The organism is Syntrophorhabdaceae bacterium (assembly GCA_028698615.1).
Lineage (GTDB): Bacteria > Desulfobacterota > Syntrophorhabdia > Syntrophorhabdales > Syntrophorhabdaceae > Delta-02.
The window spans coordinates 22,292-39,435 of the sequence record JAQVWF010000016.1; the positions used below are offsets into that span (position 1 = coordinate 22,292).

22 protein-coding genes are annotated in these 17,144 nt (G+C 55.4%); 16 read left to right on the forward strand and 6 right to left on the reverse strand.

The window, feature by feature from the left end; translation table 11 throughout:
• Positions 1-401: hypothetical protein (locus PHC90_07655; GenBank protein MDD3846219.1), on the reverse strand; the 401-nt coding region annotated here is incomplete at its 3' end.
• Between the two features lie 156 nt (positions 402-557).
• On the opposite strand from PHC90_07655, the gene PHC90_07660 reads away from it, so the two are divergent.
• The 3 genes from PHC90_07660 (at position 558) to PHC90_07670 (ending at position 3,388) form a co-directional block, all read left to right on the forward strand.
• Positions 558-1,919: a sigma 54-interacting transcriptional regulator gene (locus tag PHC90_07660; protein MDD3846220.1), complete on the forward strand. Its 1,362-nt coding sequence runs from the start codon at positions 558-560 to the stop codon at positions 1,917-1,919.
• A gap of 153 nt (positions 1,920-2,072) precedes the next feature.
• A complete protein-coding gene (locus PHC90_07665) occupies positions 2,073-2,948 on the forward strand; it encodes an ARMT1-like domain-containing protein (GenBank protein ID MDD3846221.1) in 876 nt (291 codons plus the stop codon).
• Between the two features lie 17 nt (positions 2,949-2,965).
• A complete protein-coding gene (locus tag PHC90_07670) occupies positions 2,966-3,388 on the forward strand; it encodes an iron-sulfur cluster assembly scaffold protein (GenBank protein ID MDD3846222.1) in 423 nt (140 codons plus the stop codon).
• Between the two features lie 39 nt (positions 3,389-3,427).
• Here PHC90_07670 and PHC90_07675 read toward each other — a convergent pair whose 3' ends face one another.
• A complete protein-coding gene (locus PHC90_07675; protein MDD3846223.1) occupies positions 3,428-4,207 on the reverse strand; it encodes an enoyl-CoA hydratase-related protein in 780 nt (259 codons plus the stop codon).
• Positions 4,208-4,501: 294 nt separating this feature from the next.
• On the opposite strand from PHC90_07675, the gene yedE reads away from it, so the two are divergent.
• The 9 genes from yedE to PHC90_07720 all read left to right on the forward strand — a co-directional run bounded on the left by yedE (position 4,502) and on the right by PHC90_07720 (position 11,998).
• Complete coding sequence (gene yedE / locus PHC90_07680; GenBank protein MDD3846224.1) at positions 4,502-5,596, forward strand: YedE family putative selenium transporter; 1,095 nt, start codon at positions 4,502-4,504, stop codon at positions 5,594-5,596.
• Positions 5,597-5,613: 17 nt separating this feature from the next.
• On the forward strand, positions 5,614-5,832 hold the full coding sequence (locus tag PHC90_07685) for a sulfurtransferase TusA family protein (GenBank protein ID MDD3846225.1): 219 nt from the start codon (positions 5,614-5,616) through the stop codon (positions 5,830-5,832).
• A gap of 156 nt (positions 5,833-5,988) precedes the next feature.
• Positions 5,989-6,468 (forward strand): PaaI family thioesterase, encoded by a 480-nt coding sequence (locus tag PHC90_07690; GenBank protein ID MDD3846226.1) that lies wholly within the window; start codon positions 5,989-5,991, stop codon positions 6,466-6,468.
• Between the two features lie 242 nt (positions 6,469-6,710).
• A complete protein-coding gene (locus PHC90_07695) occupies positions 6,711-7,475 on the forward strand; it encodes a DUF134 domain-containing protein (protein ID MDD3846227.1) in 765 nt (254 codons plus the stop codon).
• A gap of 231 nt (positions 7,476-7,706) precedes the next feature.
• A complete protein-coding gene (locus PHC90_07700) occupies positions 7,707-8,633 on the forward strand; it encodes an ATP-binding protein (GenBank protein ID MDD3846228.1) in 927 nt (308 codons plus the stop codon).
• Positions 8,630-9,499, forward strand: coding sequence for a P-loop NTPase (locus tag PHC90_07705; GenBank protein MDD3846229.1), 870 nt, complete (start codon positions 8,630-8,632; stop codon positions 9,497-9,499). The genes PHC90_07700 and PHC90_07705 overlap by 4 nt, the downstream gene beginning before the upstream one ends.
• A gap of 4 nt (positions 9,500-9,503) precedes the next feature.
• Complete coding sequence (locus PHC90_07710; protein ID MDD3846230.1) at positions 9,504-10,784, forward strand: iron-sulfur cluster carrier protein MrpORP; 1,281 nt, start codon at positions 9,504-9,506, stop codon at positions 10,782-10,784.
• Positions 10,785-10,859: 75 nt separating this feature from the next.
• Positions 10,860-11,612 (forward strand): DUF364 domain-containing protein, encoded by a 753-nt coding sequence (locus tag PHC90_07715; protein ID MDD3846231.1) that lies wholly within the window; start codon positions 10,860-10,862, stop codon positions 11,610-11,612.
• Complete coding sequence (locus PHC90_07720) at positions 11,609-11,998, forward strand: iron-sulfur cluster assembly scaffold protein (protein MDD3846232.1); 390 nt, start codon at positions 11,609-11,611, stop codon at positions 11,996-11,998. The genes PHC90_07715 and PHC90_07720 overlap by 4 nt, the downstream gene beginning before the upstream one ends.
• 31 nt (positions 11,999-12,029) lie before the next feature.
• On the opposite strand, the gene PHC90_07725 is transcribed toward PHC90_07720, so the two are convergent.
• Positions 12,030-12,710, reverse strand: a complete 681-nt coding sequence (locus PHC90_07725; GenBank protein MDD3846233.1) for a DUF1847 domain-containing protein — start codon at positions 12,708-12,710, stop codon at positions 12,030-12,032.
• A complete protein-coding gene (locus PHC90_07730; protein MDD3846234.1) occupies positions 12,707-13,060 on the reverse strand; it encodes a molybdenum cofactor biosynthesis protein MoaE in 354 nt (117 codons plus the stop codon). Before PHC90_07730 ends, PHC90_07725 begins: the two co-directional genes overlap by 4 nt.
• A 201-nt stretch (positions 13,061-13,261) precedes the next feature.
• Here PHC90_07730 and PHC90_07735 point away from each other — a divergent pair, with 201 nt between their 5' ends.
• The 4 genes from PHC90_07735 (at position 13,262) to PHC90_07750 (ending at position 16,271) form a co-directional block, all read left to right on the forward strand.
• Positions 13,262-15,286 carry a cation:proton antiporter gene (locus PHC90_07735; GenBank protein ID MDD3846235.1) on the forward strand — a complete coding sequence of 675 codons (2,025 nt, stop codon included), beginning with the start codon at positions 13,262-13,264 and terminating at the stop codon, positions 15,284-15,286.
• Between the two features lie 68 nt (positions 15,287-15,354).
• Complete coding sequence (locus PHC90_07740) at positions 15,355-15,657, forward strand: DUF134 domain-containing protein (GenBank protein ID MDD3846236.1); 303 nt, start codon at positions 15,355-15,357, stop codon at positions 15,655-15,657.
• The gene (locus tag PHC90_07745) at positions 15,654-16,031 is read left to right on the forward strand and encodes a NifB/NifX family molybdenum-iron cluster-binding protein (GenBank protein ID MDD3846237.1); all 378 of its coding nucleotides are present in this window, start codon (positions 15,654-15,656) and stop codon (positions 16,029-16,031) included. Before PHC90_07740 ends, PHC90_07745 begins: the two co-directional genes overlap by 4 nt.
• Before the next feature lie 9 nt (positions 16,032-16,040).
• Positions 16,041-16,271: a zinc ribbon domain-containing protein gene (locus PHC90_07750; protein ID MDD3846238.1), complete on the forward strand. Its 231-nt coding sequence runs from the start codon at positions 16,041-16,043 to the stop codon at positions 16,269-16,271.
• Between the two features lie 28 nt (positions 16,272-16,299).
• Here PHC90_07750 and PHC90_07755 read toward each other — a convergent pair whose 3' ends face one another.
• Complete coding sequence (locus PHC90_07755) at positions 16,300-16,647, reverse strand: DsrE family protein (protein ID MDD3846239.1); 348 nt, start codon at positions 16,645-16,647, stop codon at positions 16,300-16,302.
• A complete protein-coding gene (locus PHC90_07760; GenBank protein ID MDD3846240.1) occupies positions 16,644-17,102 on the reverse strand; it encodes an arsenate reductase ArsC in 459 nt (152 codons plus the stop codon). Before PHC90_07760 ends, PHC90_07755 begins: the two co-directional genes overlap by 4 nt.
• Positions 17,103-17,144 lie beyond the last annotated feature (42 nt).

Below are 17,144 nucleotides of genomic sequence, written 5' to 3' on the forward strand. Positions count from 1 at the left end.
TTTCTTACGCGACGGCCCTGAAACCGATGCCCCTGACGTTTCCCGAAACAACCGGGCATGATGAAATGGCTGTCCATCAACCCGCCCCGCAGGAACGCACCGATAACAGCCTCAAGTTCACCGCATATGAAAGGGAGAACCCGGATCCCCACGCTGATCAGCGCGGTTTCGAAAGCGCGAGAAACAGCGCCGCATATCAATATTTCCACACTTGCCTGCGCCACCTCTCTGGCCCTTCCGAAGGGGTCTGTGTATTTCAGGAGTACGGTCTCCCTCCGAACCTCGGCACCGTCAGCGATCTCAATCACGCACAGTCTGTCCGACACGTCAAAGACGGGCGAGACACTTTTTTGCCAATTTGCTATCGCTATGACCATAAACACCAGGATTGCAACATCCATACCACCCTTTATAGAATGCGGCGAATCCAATGTTGACAGGGTGTAACGCCATGGTGGAGATCGGGAAGATTGACGATAATCACGCATTATGCAATACTTACATATGTTGATAGTTGCAATAAGCACGATTATTGTTGAGGGTGTCCGGAGCATGACATGAAAGACAGGCGTGCCGTCGACGAGCGCGAGGTCATACTTGATTCAATAAACGAGGGCGTTTTTACCATAGACCTGGACTGGCGCATAACTTCCTTCAATCAAGCCGCCGAGCGCATCACGGGGGTTTCAAGAGAGGATAGTGTGGGACGCCTTTGTTCCGAGGTTTTCCACGCGAATGTGTGTGAGAACGAGTGCTCGCTGAGGAAGACCTTCGAAACGGGAAAGCCTGTCGTGAACGCCACTGCCCATATCGTCAACAACAAGGGCTTCACGGTCCCCATCCGCATCTCCACGGCGATCCTGAAGAACAAGGACGGCAATGTTATAGGCGGCGTTGAAACCTTCCAGGACTTAAGCCAGGTGGAGCAGCTGCGCAAGGAACTGCACAGTCGCCACACTTTCGAGGACATCGTGGGAAGAAGCTCGGCGATGATACGTCTCTTCGAAATGCTTCCCCTTATCGCCGGGAGCAGCAGCACGGTGTTGATCGAAGGGCCGAGCGGTACGGGAAAGGAGCTTTTTGCCCGGGCCCTGCACAATCTTTCGCCGAGAAGAAAAAAGCGCTTTGTGGCCGTCAACTGCGCCGCCCTCCCCGACACTCTCCTTGAAAGTGAGTTCTTTGGACACAAGGCCGGCGCTTTCACTGACGCAAAGAGGGATAAAATGGGGCGTTTTGCGCTTGCGCATGGCGGGACCATATTCCTCGATGAGATCGGAGACATATCGCCAGCCTTGCAGGTGCGCCTCCTGCGCGTTCTTCAGGAGCGCATCGTCGAACCTCTTGGCGCCACCGAGCCCCTGAAGGTTGATGTCCGCGTGATCGCCGCCACAAACAAGGATCTCGGCAGTCTTGTCAAAGAAGGCAGATTCAGGGAAGATCTCTACTACCGGATCCATGTCATCCATCTCGCGCTGCCTTCCCTGAAGGACCGCAGAGAGGACATTCCCCTCCTGGTGGATCATATCGTCGCCAAATACAACCATCTTCAGGGAAAGAACATCGCCGGTGTTTCATTCGAGGCATCGACACGGCTCATGGGATATGACTTTCCCGGAAATGTCCGCGAGCTGGAAAACATCATCGAGCAGGCCTTCGTCCTGTGCGGTGGAGATGTCATCGAGCTCCATCACCTCCCACCCGAGCTTCGGCCTGACCTGATCTCCCCGGCCAGGGACAGCGGTCTTACAAGCCTCAAGGCCACGGAGAGGCACCTCATAGTGGAGACCTTGCGGCGCTATGGGGGAAACAGGAAACGAGCAGCCCGCGACCTCGGCATCAATGCAAGCACGCTGTATCGAAAGATCAGGGACCTTAAGATCGAAACGCCTCACGGCGACGGGCGGGGCCGACGCGGGTAGTATTGCATATTGCACTAATGCCCCCGTCTTTTCACGTGAAGTGTCACTGCGCCGGACTATCGTCATCGGCCGCAAAACCTTTCATATCAATATGATGCAGCGTCGAACTCTCCCTGCGTTGCCGGTGGCACATGAATTGCGGTGCATACGGGTATGAGAACGTCGATCGACTGCATACCCTGTTTTGTGAGACAGACACTGGAAGCCGCTCGGTTTGTATCGGATTACCCTTCTGTTCACGAAGGTATTCTACGCGAGATACTGCGGTGCCTGGCAGGCCTCGATCTTGACCGGTCACCCCCTTTCGTGGGCCAGATGATACACCGCAAGCTAAGGGAGTTGACGGGAAATTCCGATCCGTACCGCGATGCCAAGAACCGGCACAACCGCCTTGCGCTCCAGCTTTTGCCTCAGCTCAAGGAGATAGTGCGCAAAAGCCCCGACCCCTTGAAGACCGCGGTCCTCCTCGCAATCACGGGAAATGTCATCGACCTCGGTGCAAACGGCGGCCTGACGGAGGATGAAGTGCGTTCGAGCATGGCGCGAACCCTTTCCGAACCTTTTCACATCGATATTGAACACCTCCGCAAAGAGATAGACAAGGCATCGAGCATTCTCTATCTCGCTGACAACGCCGGTGAGATCGTTTTCGACCGACTCCTTATCGAAGAGATGCCCGTGGAGCGCATCACTGCAGCCGTTCGGGGTGGGCCGGTCATCAATGATGCCGTCATGGAGGACGCACATGCGGCAGGGCTCCAGAACCTGGTAAGACTGGTCAGCAATGGTTCCGACGCTCCGGGAACAATACTGGAAGACTGCAGCCTGGAATTCCAGAGCCATTACAAGAACGCCGATCTGGTAATCGCAAAGGGCCAGGGCAATTACGAAACATTGAGCAACGAGGAAAAGAACATATGCTTTCTCTTCAGGATCAAATGCGGGCCTGTCGCCTCACACACGGGCTTCACACCCGGAACGAACGTCCTGACCCGAGCATCATGGTCCGAAAGGTTAAAAGATGGATAGACAAAAAAGGAGTAGGTATGACTGATAAACTTGACGATTTTGTAAAAGAGCTGCAAGACAAGATATATGGTGATACTCTGAGAGATTACGGCGAAAAGGCCTTCGAAAGGTGGCTCGATCCAAAATACATGTACGCGATGGATAAGGCGGATACCCATGGCCGCATCACCGGACCATGCGGCGATACAATGGAAATCTTCCTGCGATTCGAAGGAGGAAAGGTAAACGAGGCCTCCTTCGTGACGGACGGCTGCGGACCGAGCATGATCTGCGGGTCCCTGGCGGCTGAGCTCGCTATGGGAAAAGACCCGGAGAAAATCAGGGAGATCACGGCCAAGACCATTCTTGATACCATCGGCGGCCTTCCCGATGACGACGTGCATTGCGCCACACTGGCGGCCAACACACTCCAGGTTGCTCTTCATAATCATGATACATGAAAAAATGCTTGGCCCGTCACTTCTTCCAGACATCCATCCTCAACGGCGTTTCCAGTGAGGTTTTCTTTTTTCGAAGAAGGCATCGATCCCTTCGGTGACGTCCTGCGTTGTGCAGAGGCGCGCAAGAGCGCCGGTCATGTGTTCAAAGGCCTTGTGGTACTCCATATCGGCAGCCGTGTAAAAGGCCCTCTTCGCCGTTTCCACGGCCAGGGGACTTTTTGCGGCCAGTCGGGCCGCCCATTGCCCTGCTCTCAGATCAAGCTCCTCCGTGGGGACAACGCGGTTCACAAGCCCCATCTGCAAGGCTTCGCGGGCGTCTATCAGGTCCCCGTACAGCAAAAGCTCGAGGGCGCGCTTTCTGCCGACCGACCGGGTAACGGGAACCACGGGCCCGACGCAGTTGAGCCCCACGTTGATCGCCGTCAGGCCAAAACGGGCATTCTCCGATACGATCGCCAAATCTGCGGCGGCCACCAGACCTGCTCCGATCGCAGCGGCGATCCCCTGCACCTGGGCGATCACGGGTTTTTTTAGATCGTTCATCGTCACCATCGGAGCACCCATAAGACCTATCCATTCGCTGTATTCCATGGCGGTCTTTCCGGGAAATTCACTGACGTCGATGCCGGCGCAGAACGCCTTGCCGGTGCCCCTTAACACAACAACGCGGACATTGTCGTCCCTGTCAACCGTGCGAAGAGCGCCGTCGAGTTCCGTCGCCATGGGGGTATTGAAGGTGTTCATGCTCTCAGGCCGGTTCAGTGTGATCCGGCAGATATGGTCATCGCCTATCTCCGTAAGAATGTATTCGTTCTCCATGTCATGCTCCTTCCGGTATTCCGGGTATTCCTAACCTCAAACGTGGTCGGAGCCATTCCCCGATCACATGCTTTTACTCCTATATCAGATTGCATGTGCCATTGTCAAAACGGGAACCAACCCGGAGGATGCAATCACCGGGAGAAGTCTGAAAGAGCCGCGGCAGCAATCAGAAAACCAATAGGAAGCTCGAATGATACGGGAAATAGTTATTGATAATATCGATTTGACAAATCCTTTATAGCTATGTTTGTGTACTAAGGAAAGCTAATAAAAAATACAGGGGAAAAGCTCATGTCAAAATTCGTACAGTTTTTTGCGACACGGTGGGGAATAATTGCGGTGGGAGCTTTTATAGGTATCTTCGCACAGCTCTTGCAAAAGTGGGGAAATCCGGCAAATATGGGCATCTGCGTGGCCTGTTTCGAGAGGGACATAGCGGGCGCCCTGGGCCTTCATCGCGCGGCTGTCGTCCAGTACATACGGCCCGAGATCATCGGGTTTGTCCTGGGCTCGCTGGTCGCAGCCTACGCCTTCAAGGAATTCCGGGCACGGGCGGGGTCCGCCCCCATCGTGCGGTTCATTCTCGGCGCCTTTGCCATGATCGGGGCGCTTGTCTTTCTGGGCTGCCCATGGAGGGCGGCACTCCGCCTCGCCGGCGGTGACTGGAACGCGATATTCGGTCTGCTGGGGCTTATTGGAGGAATATGGGTAGGTACCCTTTTTCTCAGGGGTGGTTACAACCTTGGACGTTCGCAAACCACCCACACGTCGGTTGGATGGCTGCTGCCCCTGACGATGCTGGGCTTTCTCGTCCTCATGCTCGTCTTTCCCCAGGCGGAGGGGCAGGACAAGAGTGGGGTCCTCTTCTACAGTCTGAAGGGTCCCGGCTCAATGCATGCAACCCTTTTCCTTTCCCTGGCGATAGGGCTCGCCATCGGGTTTCTGGCGCAGAGAAGCAGGTTCTGCACCATGGGGGCCATAAGGGACCTTGTTCTTTTCAGACAGACCCATCTCCTTTCGGGGTTCGTCGCATTGGTCGTATTTGCCTTCCTGACAAACCTGGTCCTGGGGCAATTCCACCCCGGCTTTGCGAACCAACCCGTCGCGCATACGATGACCCTGTGGAATTTTGGCGGCATGGTGCTGGCGGGGCTGGCATTTGCCCTGGCAGGAGGGTGTCCGGGACGGCAGCTCTTCCTTGCAGGGGAAGGTGACGGCGACGCAGCCGTCTTTGTCCTGGGGATGATCGTCGGTGCCGGTTTCTCCCATAACTTCGGCCTGGCAAGTTCCCCCCAGGGTGTGGGACCTCACGGCATCGCAGCCGTGATCACAGGTCTTCTGGTTTGCCTCTTCATCGGGTTCACCATGAGACAGAAGGCTGCCTGAAAAAGGAGGAATGATAAATGAGCGCTATCGTCGATGCAAAAGGACTTTCGTGCCCGCAGCCGGTTATCTTGACCTTGAACGAGATCAAGAAGACCGGAAAAGGTGAGATAACCGTCCTCGTGGACACCGTCACTTCCAAGGAGAATGTCTCCCGCGCCGCCATCACCCACGGGTGGACCCTCAAGCACGTTGAGCAAGAAGGGGAGACTTTCCGCGTTACCATTGCAAAGGACTAAATGGATCAAGGACGATGAGACCCAGACCCGACCGATTGGCTCCCGGCGGGGGTCTCGTCGCCTTTTTCCAATTAGGGGGATGCTTTTCTTCCAGCAAAATGATACATATACCTCTGTGTTCCAGTCCAATTGGATCGCCGGCGGGAGGATGGTTTCATGAAAGAAAAGGCATTTCAGGATTATTACGCGGAAGACGTAAGTCACTGTTACGGTTGCGGCCGCCTCAATGAGGAGGGCCTCCATATCAAAAGCTACTGGGATGGAGAGAGATCGGTAGCCAGGTTCACTCCAAAACCATGCCACATGGCGGCACCCGGTTTCGTCTACGGCGGCGTGATCGCCTCCCTCATCGATTGCCATGGGACGGGAACCGCGGCGGCGGCGGCTTATCGCTTGGAGGGGAGGACCATGGACACGCAGCCTAACCTCCGCTTCGTCACGGCTTCCTTAAAGGTGGATTATCTCCTGCCCACACCGCTTGGTCCTGAACTGGTCGCGCAGGGAAAGCTCAAGAGCGTGGGGAAACGCAAGGTGGTCGTGGCAATCGAGGTTCTGGCGGCGGGAAAGGTCTGCGCCCGTGGAGAGGTTGTCGCCGTCCGAATGCCTGGAACCATGAAAACAGCACGGGGAGACTGAGCCTCCTCGCGTGTATCATCCCACATGTTCACGCATGGAAAAAGGCATCCGCCACGAAGAACACATCGCGGAGATCTTCACCGGCGATGTGTGAAAAACCCGCCGCCTCTTGTCTTTACCTGTTTTCCCTGAGACCTCGAACTCTGCAACATTAGAAACTTTCTTTTCCTTCCCCTTGACAAACAGGTCATTCTGAATATATATTCATTATGTAGGACGCAAACAAACGTGAAGAGGTGAAGATGCCCAGACCGACCTGTAAGAGACGAATAGGATTCCAACCGAAATCGGTGTTTTTCAAACCTGCGGGGATTCCCCTGGGCGCTGTTCAGGAGATCGTGATCGGTCAGGATGAGGTCGAGGCAATGCGCCTCAAAAATCTTCTGGGGTTTCCCCAGGAAGAAGCTGCAAACCAGATGGGCGTTTCCCAGCCGACCTTCCATCGTTTGATCAATGCCGCCCATCAGAAGATAACCGACGCCATAATAAACGGCAAGGCCCTCAGGATAGAAGGCGGCAATGTAACCATCCATGAAGGGATGGCCGGTCCGTGTCACTACCGAAAACACTGGGGTCAGGGATGTTCCTCGGCGGAAGCCGCTGCATCTCAAATTCCCGCAGTGCAACAGAAAGAAGGAGGACTTCCCATGAAGATAGCTGTAACGAGTGTAGATGGGACGCTTGATGGAATGGTAGACGAACGTTTCGGCAGGGCGAAAAAGATCGTTGTGGTCAATGCCGAAACAAACGATCTGGAAACCGTCGATAACCTCACGAACATGAACGCTACCCAGGGTGCCGGCATCCAGACCGCACAGAATGTCATTCAGACAGGGGCAGAAGTGGTGATAAGCGGTCATCTTGGGCCAAATGCTTTTCGCGTTCTCTCAACGGCGAACGTCGAGGTGTTCAATACCTCAGGAATGACGGTCCGTGAAGCTCTCGAGGCGTACAAGAGCGGAAAGCTTTCGAAGCTTGCCGGTGCGGACGTGGAAGGCCACTGGTAAGAAAAACAAGAAGGAGGCACATATTATGCCAGGCAGAAACAGGACAGGTCAATCGGGAACAGGACAGATGAACGGTCAGGGCGGCGGTCAGGGCGGCGGTCAGGCGGGTACGAGAAAGGGCAGGATGGGAGGCCAGGGCCTTGGCGTCGGGGGAGAATGCCAGTGCCCCAAATGTGGAACAAAATCACCACACACTCGGGGGACACCATGTTTTGAACAGGTTTGCCCCCAGTGCGGGTCCAAAATGACCAGGGCATCATGATCGACCTGACGGGCATGAACATCACGATGGCCAGCGGAAAGGGAGGAACCGGCAAAACGACCGTAGCGGTCAATTTCGCCTGGCTCCTGGCCTCAGCCGGCCAGCGCGTGCAATACCTTGACTGCGACGTGGAGGAGCCCAACGGTCACATCTTTCTCAAGCCTTCCATTACCGAATCGGCCCCATCAAAGGTAATGGTCCCCGTTGTCGATCAGGAAAAATGCACATCCTGCGGTGAATGCGGACTGAAATGCCAGTTTCACGCCATCGTCAATCTCCCCGGTGACACCCTCATCTTTCCGGGTCTGTGCCACAGCTGCGGTCTTTGCAGCTCCGTGTGTCCCACGGGAGCCATCACTGAAGGAGACAGGGAGATCGGCATCATCGGGAAGGGAAGTGGAACAAAGAGGATAGATTTCATCCATGGCGTTTTGAACGTCGGTGAGGCAATGGCGGTGCCCCTCATCAAGAAAGTGAAGAACGGGCGGAAAGACCCCTACGTGCATATCATAGATGCCCCGCCGGGAACCTCTTGCCCCGTTGTGGCGACCTTGAAAGGGTCAGACGCCGTCATCATGGTCACGGAGCCGACGCCCTTCGGCCTCCACGACCTCAAGATCGCCATCGATGTGGCAAGGCTCCTCAATATACCCACGGGTGTCGTCATAAACAGGGACCAGGGAGGCTACCAACCCTTGAGCGATTACCTCGAGGCGGCTGGCATACCTATCCTCGCCGTAATACCTGAAGATGCGGACATCGCCCGCCATTATTCACAGGGCGGTATCATTCTCGAATCGCTTCCGCACTACATCGATGTCTACGAAACCCTTGCGGCAAACCTCGAGAAGCTCCTTGACACCCATAGCGTTCACGCAGGAAGGATGAGATCATGAAAGAGATCGTTGTTGTCAGTGGAAAAGGCGGAACGGGCAAAACGTCCGTCGTCGCATCGCTCGCCTGCCTCATCGACAGGAAGGCAATGGTCGATTGCGATGTGGATGCCGCGAACCTTGCTCTCGTCCTTAACCCCCGCATCATCGAGGAAAAGGAATTCGCCGCCGGCAAGAAAGCCCGGATAATCAATGAAAAATGCACTGACTGCGGGATCTGCAGGGATATGTGCCGTTTCGATGCTATTTCCGAAGACTTTATCATCGATCCCGTCTCATGCGAAGGCTGCGGCGCCTGCTTCTTCTACTGCCCCGCATCCGCCGTCGAATTCGAAACGCCGCTCGCGGGGCACTGTTACATATGCGACACACCGGCAGGCGAGCCCTTTGTTTACGCGGAACTGCTTCCCGGCGAGGAGAATTCGGGAAAACTGGTGACCATGGTGAGAACTGAAGCCAGGGAGAGGGCGGAGAGCATGGGGCTGTCACGGATCCTCATAGACGGTCCGCCGGGTATCGGATGCCCCGTTATCTCATCGATAACCGGGACGTCACTGGCGCTTATCGTCACCGAACCGACGGCCTCCGGCATACATGATCTTGAACGGATCGCCCAGCTGGCCCGGCATTTTTCTCTCCCGGCCGCCGTGATCATCAACAAAAGCGATATCAATCCGGCCTGCACCGAGTCGATAGAACAGTACTGCAATGCTAATAACATGCCTGTCCTCGGCCGTCTACCCTACGAAAAGGCAATCTCGGAGGCACAGCGGCAGGGAAAAGCCGTAGTGGAATATGCACCCGATCTCCCCGTGAGCAAGGCCTTGCGGGAGATATCGGAGCAAATAATATCAATATACAAGGAGTAACGATATGACAGAGTGTGGACAGACAACACAGAACACGGAAATGGACGACCTTTTGCTTCAGGAACGTTTGAGCCGGATAGACAGGACCTTGATGGTCCTTTCCGGAAAGGGCGGCGTGGGCAAAAGCACGGTAGCGGTGAACCTGGCTTTAAGCCTGGCGGCCCGTGGCCAGAGGGTCGGCCTTCTTGACGTCGATATTCACGGACCCAGCATCCCGAAAATGCTCGGCCTCAACGGCCAGAAGGTGGGCGTCAAGGACAACGAGATTATCCCCATCGAATGTTTCGGGAAACTCCACGTTGTATCCATGGGGCTCCTCCTCGAAAACGACGATCAGCCTGTCGTCTGGAGAGGGCCTCTCAAGTACAACGTGATCAAAGAATTTCTCCAGCACGTTATGTGGGGAAACCTCGACTATCTGGTCATCGATGCCCCTCCGGGGACAGGCGACGAACCTCTGTCCATAGGACAGCTCATCAAGGAACGCGCCAGCGCCATCATCGTTACGACACCGCAGCAGGTGGCGACCATCGACGTGGCAAAGTGCATCACCTTCTGCAATCAGCTCGATCTTCCCGTAGCCGGGATCATCGAGAACATGAGCGGATTCATCTGCCCTCACTGCGGCAAAGAGGTCGACATCTTCATGAAGGGCGGCGGGAAGGAACTGGCCTCGCGCATGAACGTCCCCTTCCTGGGAGCAGTACCGCTCGATCCCGATATCGTCAGGAGCGGCGACAGTGGAATTCCCTACATACTCACCTACAGCACCTCGGAAACAGCGAAACGTTTTGACGAGATCGTGGATAAGGTTACTGCGGTCTATTCATCAAGCAATGCAGATATCCCCCGGCCCCCGGCAAAAGAAGGCAACACGGAAAGCTCTGTCATACCACCCTCCAGTGGCGCGGGCCAGGGGGATATCTCAGTTCAAGGAGGCACCAACACCATGAAATTTGCCGTACCCACAAACGAAGGCAAGCTTTGCATGCATTTCGGCCATTGCGAGGCCTTTGCGCTTATCGATACCGACGCGCAGGGCAAAATCGTAAACGAAACATATGTAACACCGCCGCCCCACGAACCGGGCCTTCTGCCCCCGTGGCTTGCGCAGCAGGGCGTGAACTGCATCATAGCTGGAGGCATGGGAAGCCGTGCGCAGCAGCTTTTCGCCGAGCAGGCCATCAAGGTCGTGACAGGCGCACAGGAAGGAGATCCGAAGATGGCGGTGGAAAATTACCTGAAAGGGACGCTCGTCACCGGCGCAAACACCTGCGACCATTAGAGATATAAAGCGTCGATGGAATGATTGGAAGCGGATGACGCATGTCATCCGCTTCCAATGGAAGAGGTCATTGCCATGAAATTGCTGGAGGACATCGTATCTTCGATCACCATCGATGCCCCTGTTGTGGATGTCACGAGGGGAATCTTTTGGACGGCGGTGGTGAGCAGGCACTGCGGCCTGGCATCGACAATGATCTACGATTGCAAGGTCGAGGATGGCAAGGAACCACGCCAAAGATCGTACCTGGAAACAACTGCGGCCTCCCTGGCCAGGGGGGCGCTATCCGACGACAGGACCGACTCTTCCGTGGGACTCGCGGCGATCAATTCCCTGATCGACGTGGATATTGAACAATGCCTCGATCTCAACGCCGGAGACTATCTCGCCAGGAATGGGCAGGGGAAGAACATTGCCGTAATAGGCCATTTCCCTTTTGTCGATGATCTGAAGCGCACCGCAAGGAATCTGTGGGTCATCGAAAAGCGGCTGCAGCCCGGCGACCATTCTGAAGAGGAAACAGCCGCCTTGCTCGCACAATCGGACATCATCGCCATTTCGAGCACAACCCTTATCAATCACACCCTCAACGGCATACTCGACCTGTGCCCTCCGCATAGCACAAAGATGCTCCTCGGCCCCACGACACCCCTCACAAGCGTACTGTTCGACCACGGCATAGACATCATTTCCGGCTCCATCGTCACCGACCCTGATACATCCCTCCTCCACATACGTCAGGGAGCTAATTTCAGGGAGTTGAAACGGACCGGTTCCATCCGGCTCGTCACCTTAATGAAAAACCAGGGAGGACACAGACTCCAATGAACGAGTATACCCCTATCGTTATGGACCATTTCAACAACCCCCGCAACGTCGGCATAATCAACGATCATGACGGGGCGGGAGAGATCGGTGACCCGAACTGCGGCGATTTCCTGAGGGTTTTCATCAAGGTTGAAGACAACATTATCATCGCCATACGATACCAGATCAGGGGATGCCCCGCGTCCATCGCGTGCGCGAGCGTCATGACGGAACTTGCCCTCGGCAAGGACCTTGACGAGGCGATGCTGATCGACGACATGGACATCGTTAAAGCCCTTGGAGGTCTCCCGGAATACAAGCTCCATTGCTCGAATCTCGGAGCGACAGGGCTAAAAAAGGCGATCATGAACCATATTACCCGTTACATGTCGGACATGAAGGGATAAACCCCCTGAAACGTGAAACCTGACACTTTCTCTATTCTTCCAGCCAGGAGCAATACCCTTCCAACATGTAGACCGCCGCGAGCGGGTTGTGCCCCATGACGCGGTCCTTCACGGCAAGCACCGTCGACGGCGCACTGGCGTATTTCAGGAAAAGGGAATCGTGGCCGACGCAAAGTCCCAGGAGAACGTTGAACTCGCATTTCGCGTCGTTGACCACGAAAGCCTGCAGTATGGGATTGCACATGGCCTCGAACTCTCCACGGTACATCTTGTCCCTGTCCTCGAGACCGATCTCCTCCTTTGGCACCCTGCCCGCCTTGCACATGACCGAAACCACGTCGAACCCTTTTCGGGTCAATAGTCCCGAGACCGCCGCCGCCTCCCTTGCAAGGCCCCCGCAAAAAACGAGGCCCAGCTTCCTGTACTTCATTTTCACTGCGAATTCGCAAATCTCCAGGATCCTCGGCTTGACGGGGTGCATCCGGTAGGGCTTTTTGTCCCGGTCAATGTAGCACTCCCCCTCCTGAATAGATGCCTGGCGGGCAAATTCATGCACCGCCTTCCTCTTGTATTCCCGACGGGCCTTCTCGACAAGGTCCTTCTTAAGGACCGTGGGACATCCCTTTGAGCCCTTTCCGTCAGGGCTGGTACAGATCCGCTCCCGAAGGGGAACATCGCAGACGGCGCAGGTGCTCTCCGGGGGCTTCTTCAAGACGATACCTCGTCTTCACGAACAACCTCTCCCTTGACCTTCGAAAGGAGTTCCTGGAGAACAGGCAGCACATCCGTCCTGAAGCGGCCCGCCACGAGAACATACATGATATCGTCGCCGACCTTCAGGTCGCCCTCGTTTATCCAGACCCGCACATCCGCTATCCCTTCGTGCCCTCTCGCCTCGTCGACGGCAGCGGCGAGGAGCCCCCGGTCATAGGAGAGATGCATGCCTTTCACGGCCTTCCCGTCCTTCGAGCTCGCCCGGACAACACCGTTGTGGACAAGCATCATCCCCAGTTCGCCCGGATTCGCCGATCTCTTTACCTCTTCCATCCATTTTTCAACCATGGTTTTCCTCCTATCCGTTTCTAACATTGATGGGTAGGAAAATCAAGGCGCGGCGGTTGCGGGCAAACGCAAGCCGCCCCTGATCCCCGCCCAAGAGAATTCTTGGTTTTCCAGCCGAATATGCGTATTATATAAAGGCCGTTAACGCTCGGGCGGCATGGCCCGATAATTATATTTCAGACAGGCGGGGAAGGGGATCACATGATCGTCCAATACCTTCAGGCGATGGTAATTGTCCTTGGCATCAGTGCCTTGATCGTCTTCATCCTCGGAAAATTCAGGATCTCTTCCGTCGTGGGATTTCTCGTGGCCGGCATTCTCATCGGACCGTCGGCCTTCGATCTCATCGGCGACCCTCACCAGATAGAGCTATTGGCCGAGATCGGGATCGTCCTTCTCATGTTCACCATCGGATTGGAGTTTTCCCTTAAGAACCTCTTCCGATTGAAATCGATCGTTCTCGGCGGCGGCGCCATGCAGGTGTCACTCACAATTGTCCTTATCGCCGGTGTGAGTTATTTCTTCTATGCACAACCGCTTAAGGGGGCGTTGTTCAATGGTTTTCTCGTTGCATTGAGCAGTACGGCGATCGTCTTCAAGATCCTCCTCGACCACGCCCAGATGAACAGCATCCATGGGCGGTTTTCGGTGGGGATCCTGATATTCCAGGACCTCTGTGTCGTGCCTTTTATGCTTCTAATTCCCGTCCTCGCCGGCGGCGCGGGCAGCGGGAGCATAGTCCTCGTCATAGTAAAAGCCGTTCTCGTCATTGCCCTCATCCTCTTTGCCTCGCGATGGATCGTACCATTCATGTTCAAGCAAATTGTGGGGATGAAGAGCCGCGAGCTCTTCGTGATATCCATTATCACCTTGTGCCTGGGCACGGCATTGCTCACATCGTCGATGGGGCTGTCCCTTGCGCTTGGCGCTTTTCTCGCAGGCATGATCATCTCTGAATCGGAGTACGCGGCCCAGGCGGTTTCCGACGTTCTTCCTTTCAAAGAGAGCTTCATGGGGCTCTTTTTCATCTCCGTGGGTATGCTCCTCGACCTCAATGTACTTGTGCACAACATAGGCGGCGTATCGGTAATGGTCCTCATAATAGTGGTTCTCAAGCTCGCCGTCATCACCATCACAGCCATGACCCTCGGGAACACCTTCAAAAATTCTCTGGTGACAGGTTTCCATCTTTTCCAGATCGGTGAATTCTCTTTCATTCTGGCCCTGGAGGGAAGAAAGCAGGGGCTCATGGCCGATGACCTGTATCAGGCATTTCTGTCAGCTTCAATTATCACCATGATCATGACACCGTTTCTGATAAGGGGTTCCTTTTCCATTGCGGAATGGATAGCGAAAAGCAGCCCTCTTCGTTTCCTGGAGAAAGGGAGAGTGAAAGGGAAAGCCGGTGACGAGCGTTATCCCGACAGCATAAAGGACCACGTGGTGATAGTCGGGTTCGGCCTGAACGGAGGAAATCTTGCGCGGGTACTGCGCTCCATGGAGATCAGGTACGTCGCCCTGGAGCTTAACAGCAAGACGGTCCGGGCGGGAAAGAAAAAGGGTGAACCCATTTTCTATGGCGACGGCACGAGCGCCGAGATACTCCGCAAGGTGGGGATAAAGACTGCCGGCGTGCTTGTCGTTGCCATCAGCGACGCTGCATCCACGCGAAGGATCGTACAGCTCGCACGCTCGTCGAACCCCCACCTCTATATCATAGCCCGCACCAAGTATGTGGCAGAGGTTGAAGGGTTGAAGCATCTCGGCGCAAATGATGTCATTCCCGAGGAATTCGAAACCTCGGTGGAGATATTCTCGAAGGTCCTCAATCGGCTGCACGTCCCTGTGAACGATATCCGGAAACATATCGACCAGATACGGCAGGACAACTATCTTGCCTTGAGGGCCGTCAAGCTGCCCCGAAGGTACCTTGTGGAGCGGGAAGATATACTGAAGAACATCGTGATACAGACATATCGGATAAGGCGTAACTCCATAGCCGACGAGAAGAACCTGAAGGACCTGAATCTCCGGTCCAGGACGGGCGTGACGGTCATCGGCATTGAACGCGGCGGTGAGGTCCACAGGATGCCTTCTCCTTCACTGCGGCTCACGGCGGACGACGTCCTCCTTTTCATCGGCAGACGGGAAGACATAGACTGTGCAGTGGATTACCTCAATTCTACCGAAGACGATGCCCCGCAATGCACATTGAGAACCGATTAACCAGAGTTCCACGAAACTTCTTCATTGGCGGGGTTGATTTATTTTGAGCATATGCTTATAATAAGGTCATGTCTCGCCCGAAAAAATGCAGATGTGTCTGCTGCAAGCTGGAATCGGATTACTTCAAACCCCGCGGGATGCCGCTTGCGGATCTTGACGAGGTCGACCTCAAAATGGATGAACTCGAGGCCCTGCGGCTTGCCGATTTCGAAGGGCTCTACCAGGAAGAAGCGGCGAGACAGATGAATATCTCACGGGCAACCTTCGGCAGGATCGTGGAGGCGGCGCACCGGAAGGTCGCCGACGCCATACTTCACGGTAAGGCCCTGAGAATACAATCACAGGAAGAAACAGCAGGAGGCACCATATGAAACTGTGTTTTGCGGTTTTGAAAGATGAAGGCATCGAAAGTACCGTCTACGGTCATTTTGGCTCGGCACCGGCCTTCGTGGTCGTCAATACCGAAAAGAACGACCTGACTACGGTCGTCAATCGCGATGCGAACCACGTACATGGCGCCTGCAGTCCCATTAAGGCTATGGGCGGCGCCGAGGTGGACGCCGTCGTGGTGGGAGGGATAGGCGCCGGGGCCCTCATGAAGCTTAACTCGGAAGGCATCAAGGTCTTCAAGGCCACAGGCAGCACGATAAAAAACAACCTTGAGCTGTTTCATGAGAACAAGCTGCCCGAGTTAACGATCGATCACACCTGCGCCGGGCATGCAGGCGGATGCGCCCATCATTAAGGAGAGTATATGCCGATCTACGAATACAAATGTGAAGATTGCGGAACAATAAGCGAGTTTATCGTCTTTTCCGCCGATGAGGAAGTGGCCTGCCGGTCATGCAGCGGCACGAAGCTGACGAAGCTCATGTCCGCGCACAACACGTCCGGCACTTCAGGCCCTGCTTCAATGCCCAATTTCGGGGGTTGCTGCGGCTCACCCGGCTCATGCGGCAGCCCTGGCGGCTGCTGTTCGGGCTAATTCCGCCCACAGCCTCCGAAGACCCGGATCAAAAGGTTATGACCTCGTATCCCGCGCCGATATAACGGGCCATGCCGGGGTGTCCCGACATGTCGTCAAGGAGGCGCAGTCCCTGTTCTTCCGCGGCCTGCAGCGTGCCCATCTTGTTCGCGCAGGCTTTGCAGGCTCCTTCGATGAGCCCCTTTTCCCTGGCATTGCGGTACAGGACCGCAAGAGGATTGCCGTCTTCCACAAGCTCCGGGATAAGCTTCGTGGCCGCCCCCTCGATAACCACCTTTACATCATGGCCCGCCATCTTCATACTGAGGGCATTGAGCAATACGTGGATAAAACACATTGCTTCACCATTAAACGCAAAGAGAACCATCTTCTTCATTGTCCGCCTCCGTGCTTATCGTCTCGTACCACTTCCTCTATGAACTCCTGGACCCTGCCCCTGATGGCGTCGCGAACGCGGCGGGTCCTTTCGAGCCTGTCTTCGGGAGTGCCCGTGAATACCGCAGGGTCCTCGAAGCTCCAGTGAAGCGTGTGGGTACGGAGCCCCGGGAAGATCGGGCAGGCCTCGGCGCTCGCCTCGTCGCAGACCGTGACCACGTAGGAAAATAGTCTTCCCTTTCTGTACTCGTCGAAAACACTCTTCGTTGCATTTCCCGATATGTCGATTCCCTCCTCCCTCATCGCTTCCACAGCGAGAGGATTCAAAACACCCGGTTCCAGACCCGCACTTTCGCCCCGAAACCGATCACCCGCCAGCGTGTTGAGAAAGGCTTCAGCCATCTGGCTTCGCGCGCTGTTATGCACACACACAAAGAGAACACCGATCTTCTCCATTGCTGCACCTCCTTCCTAAGTCTATTTAGTGCACCATCACCG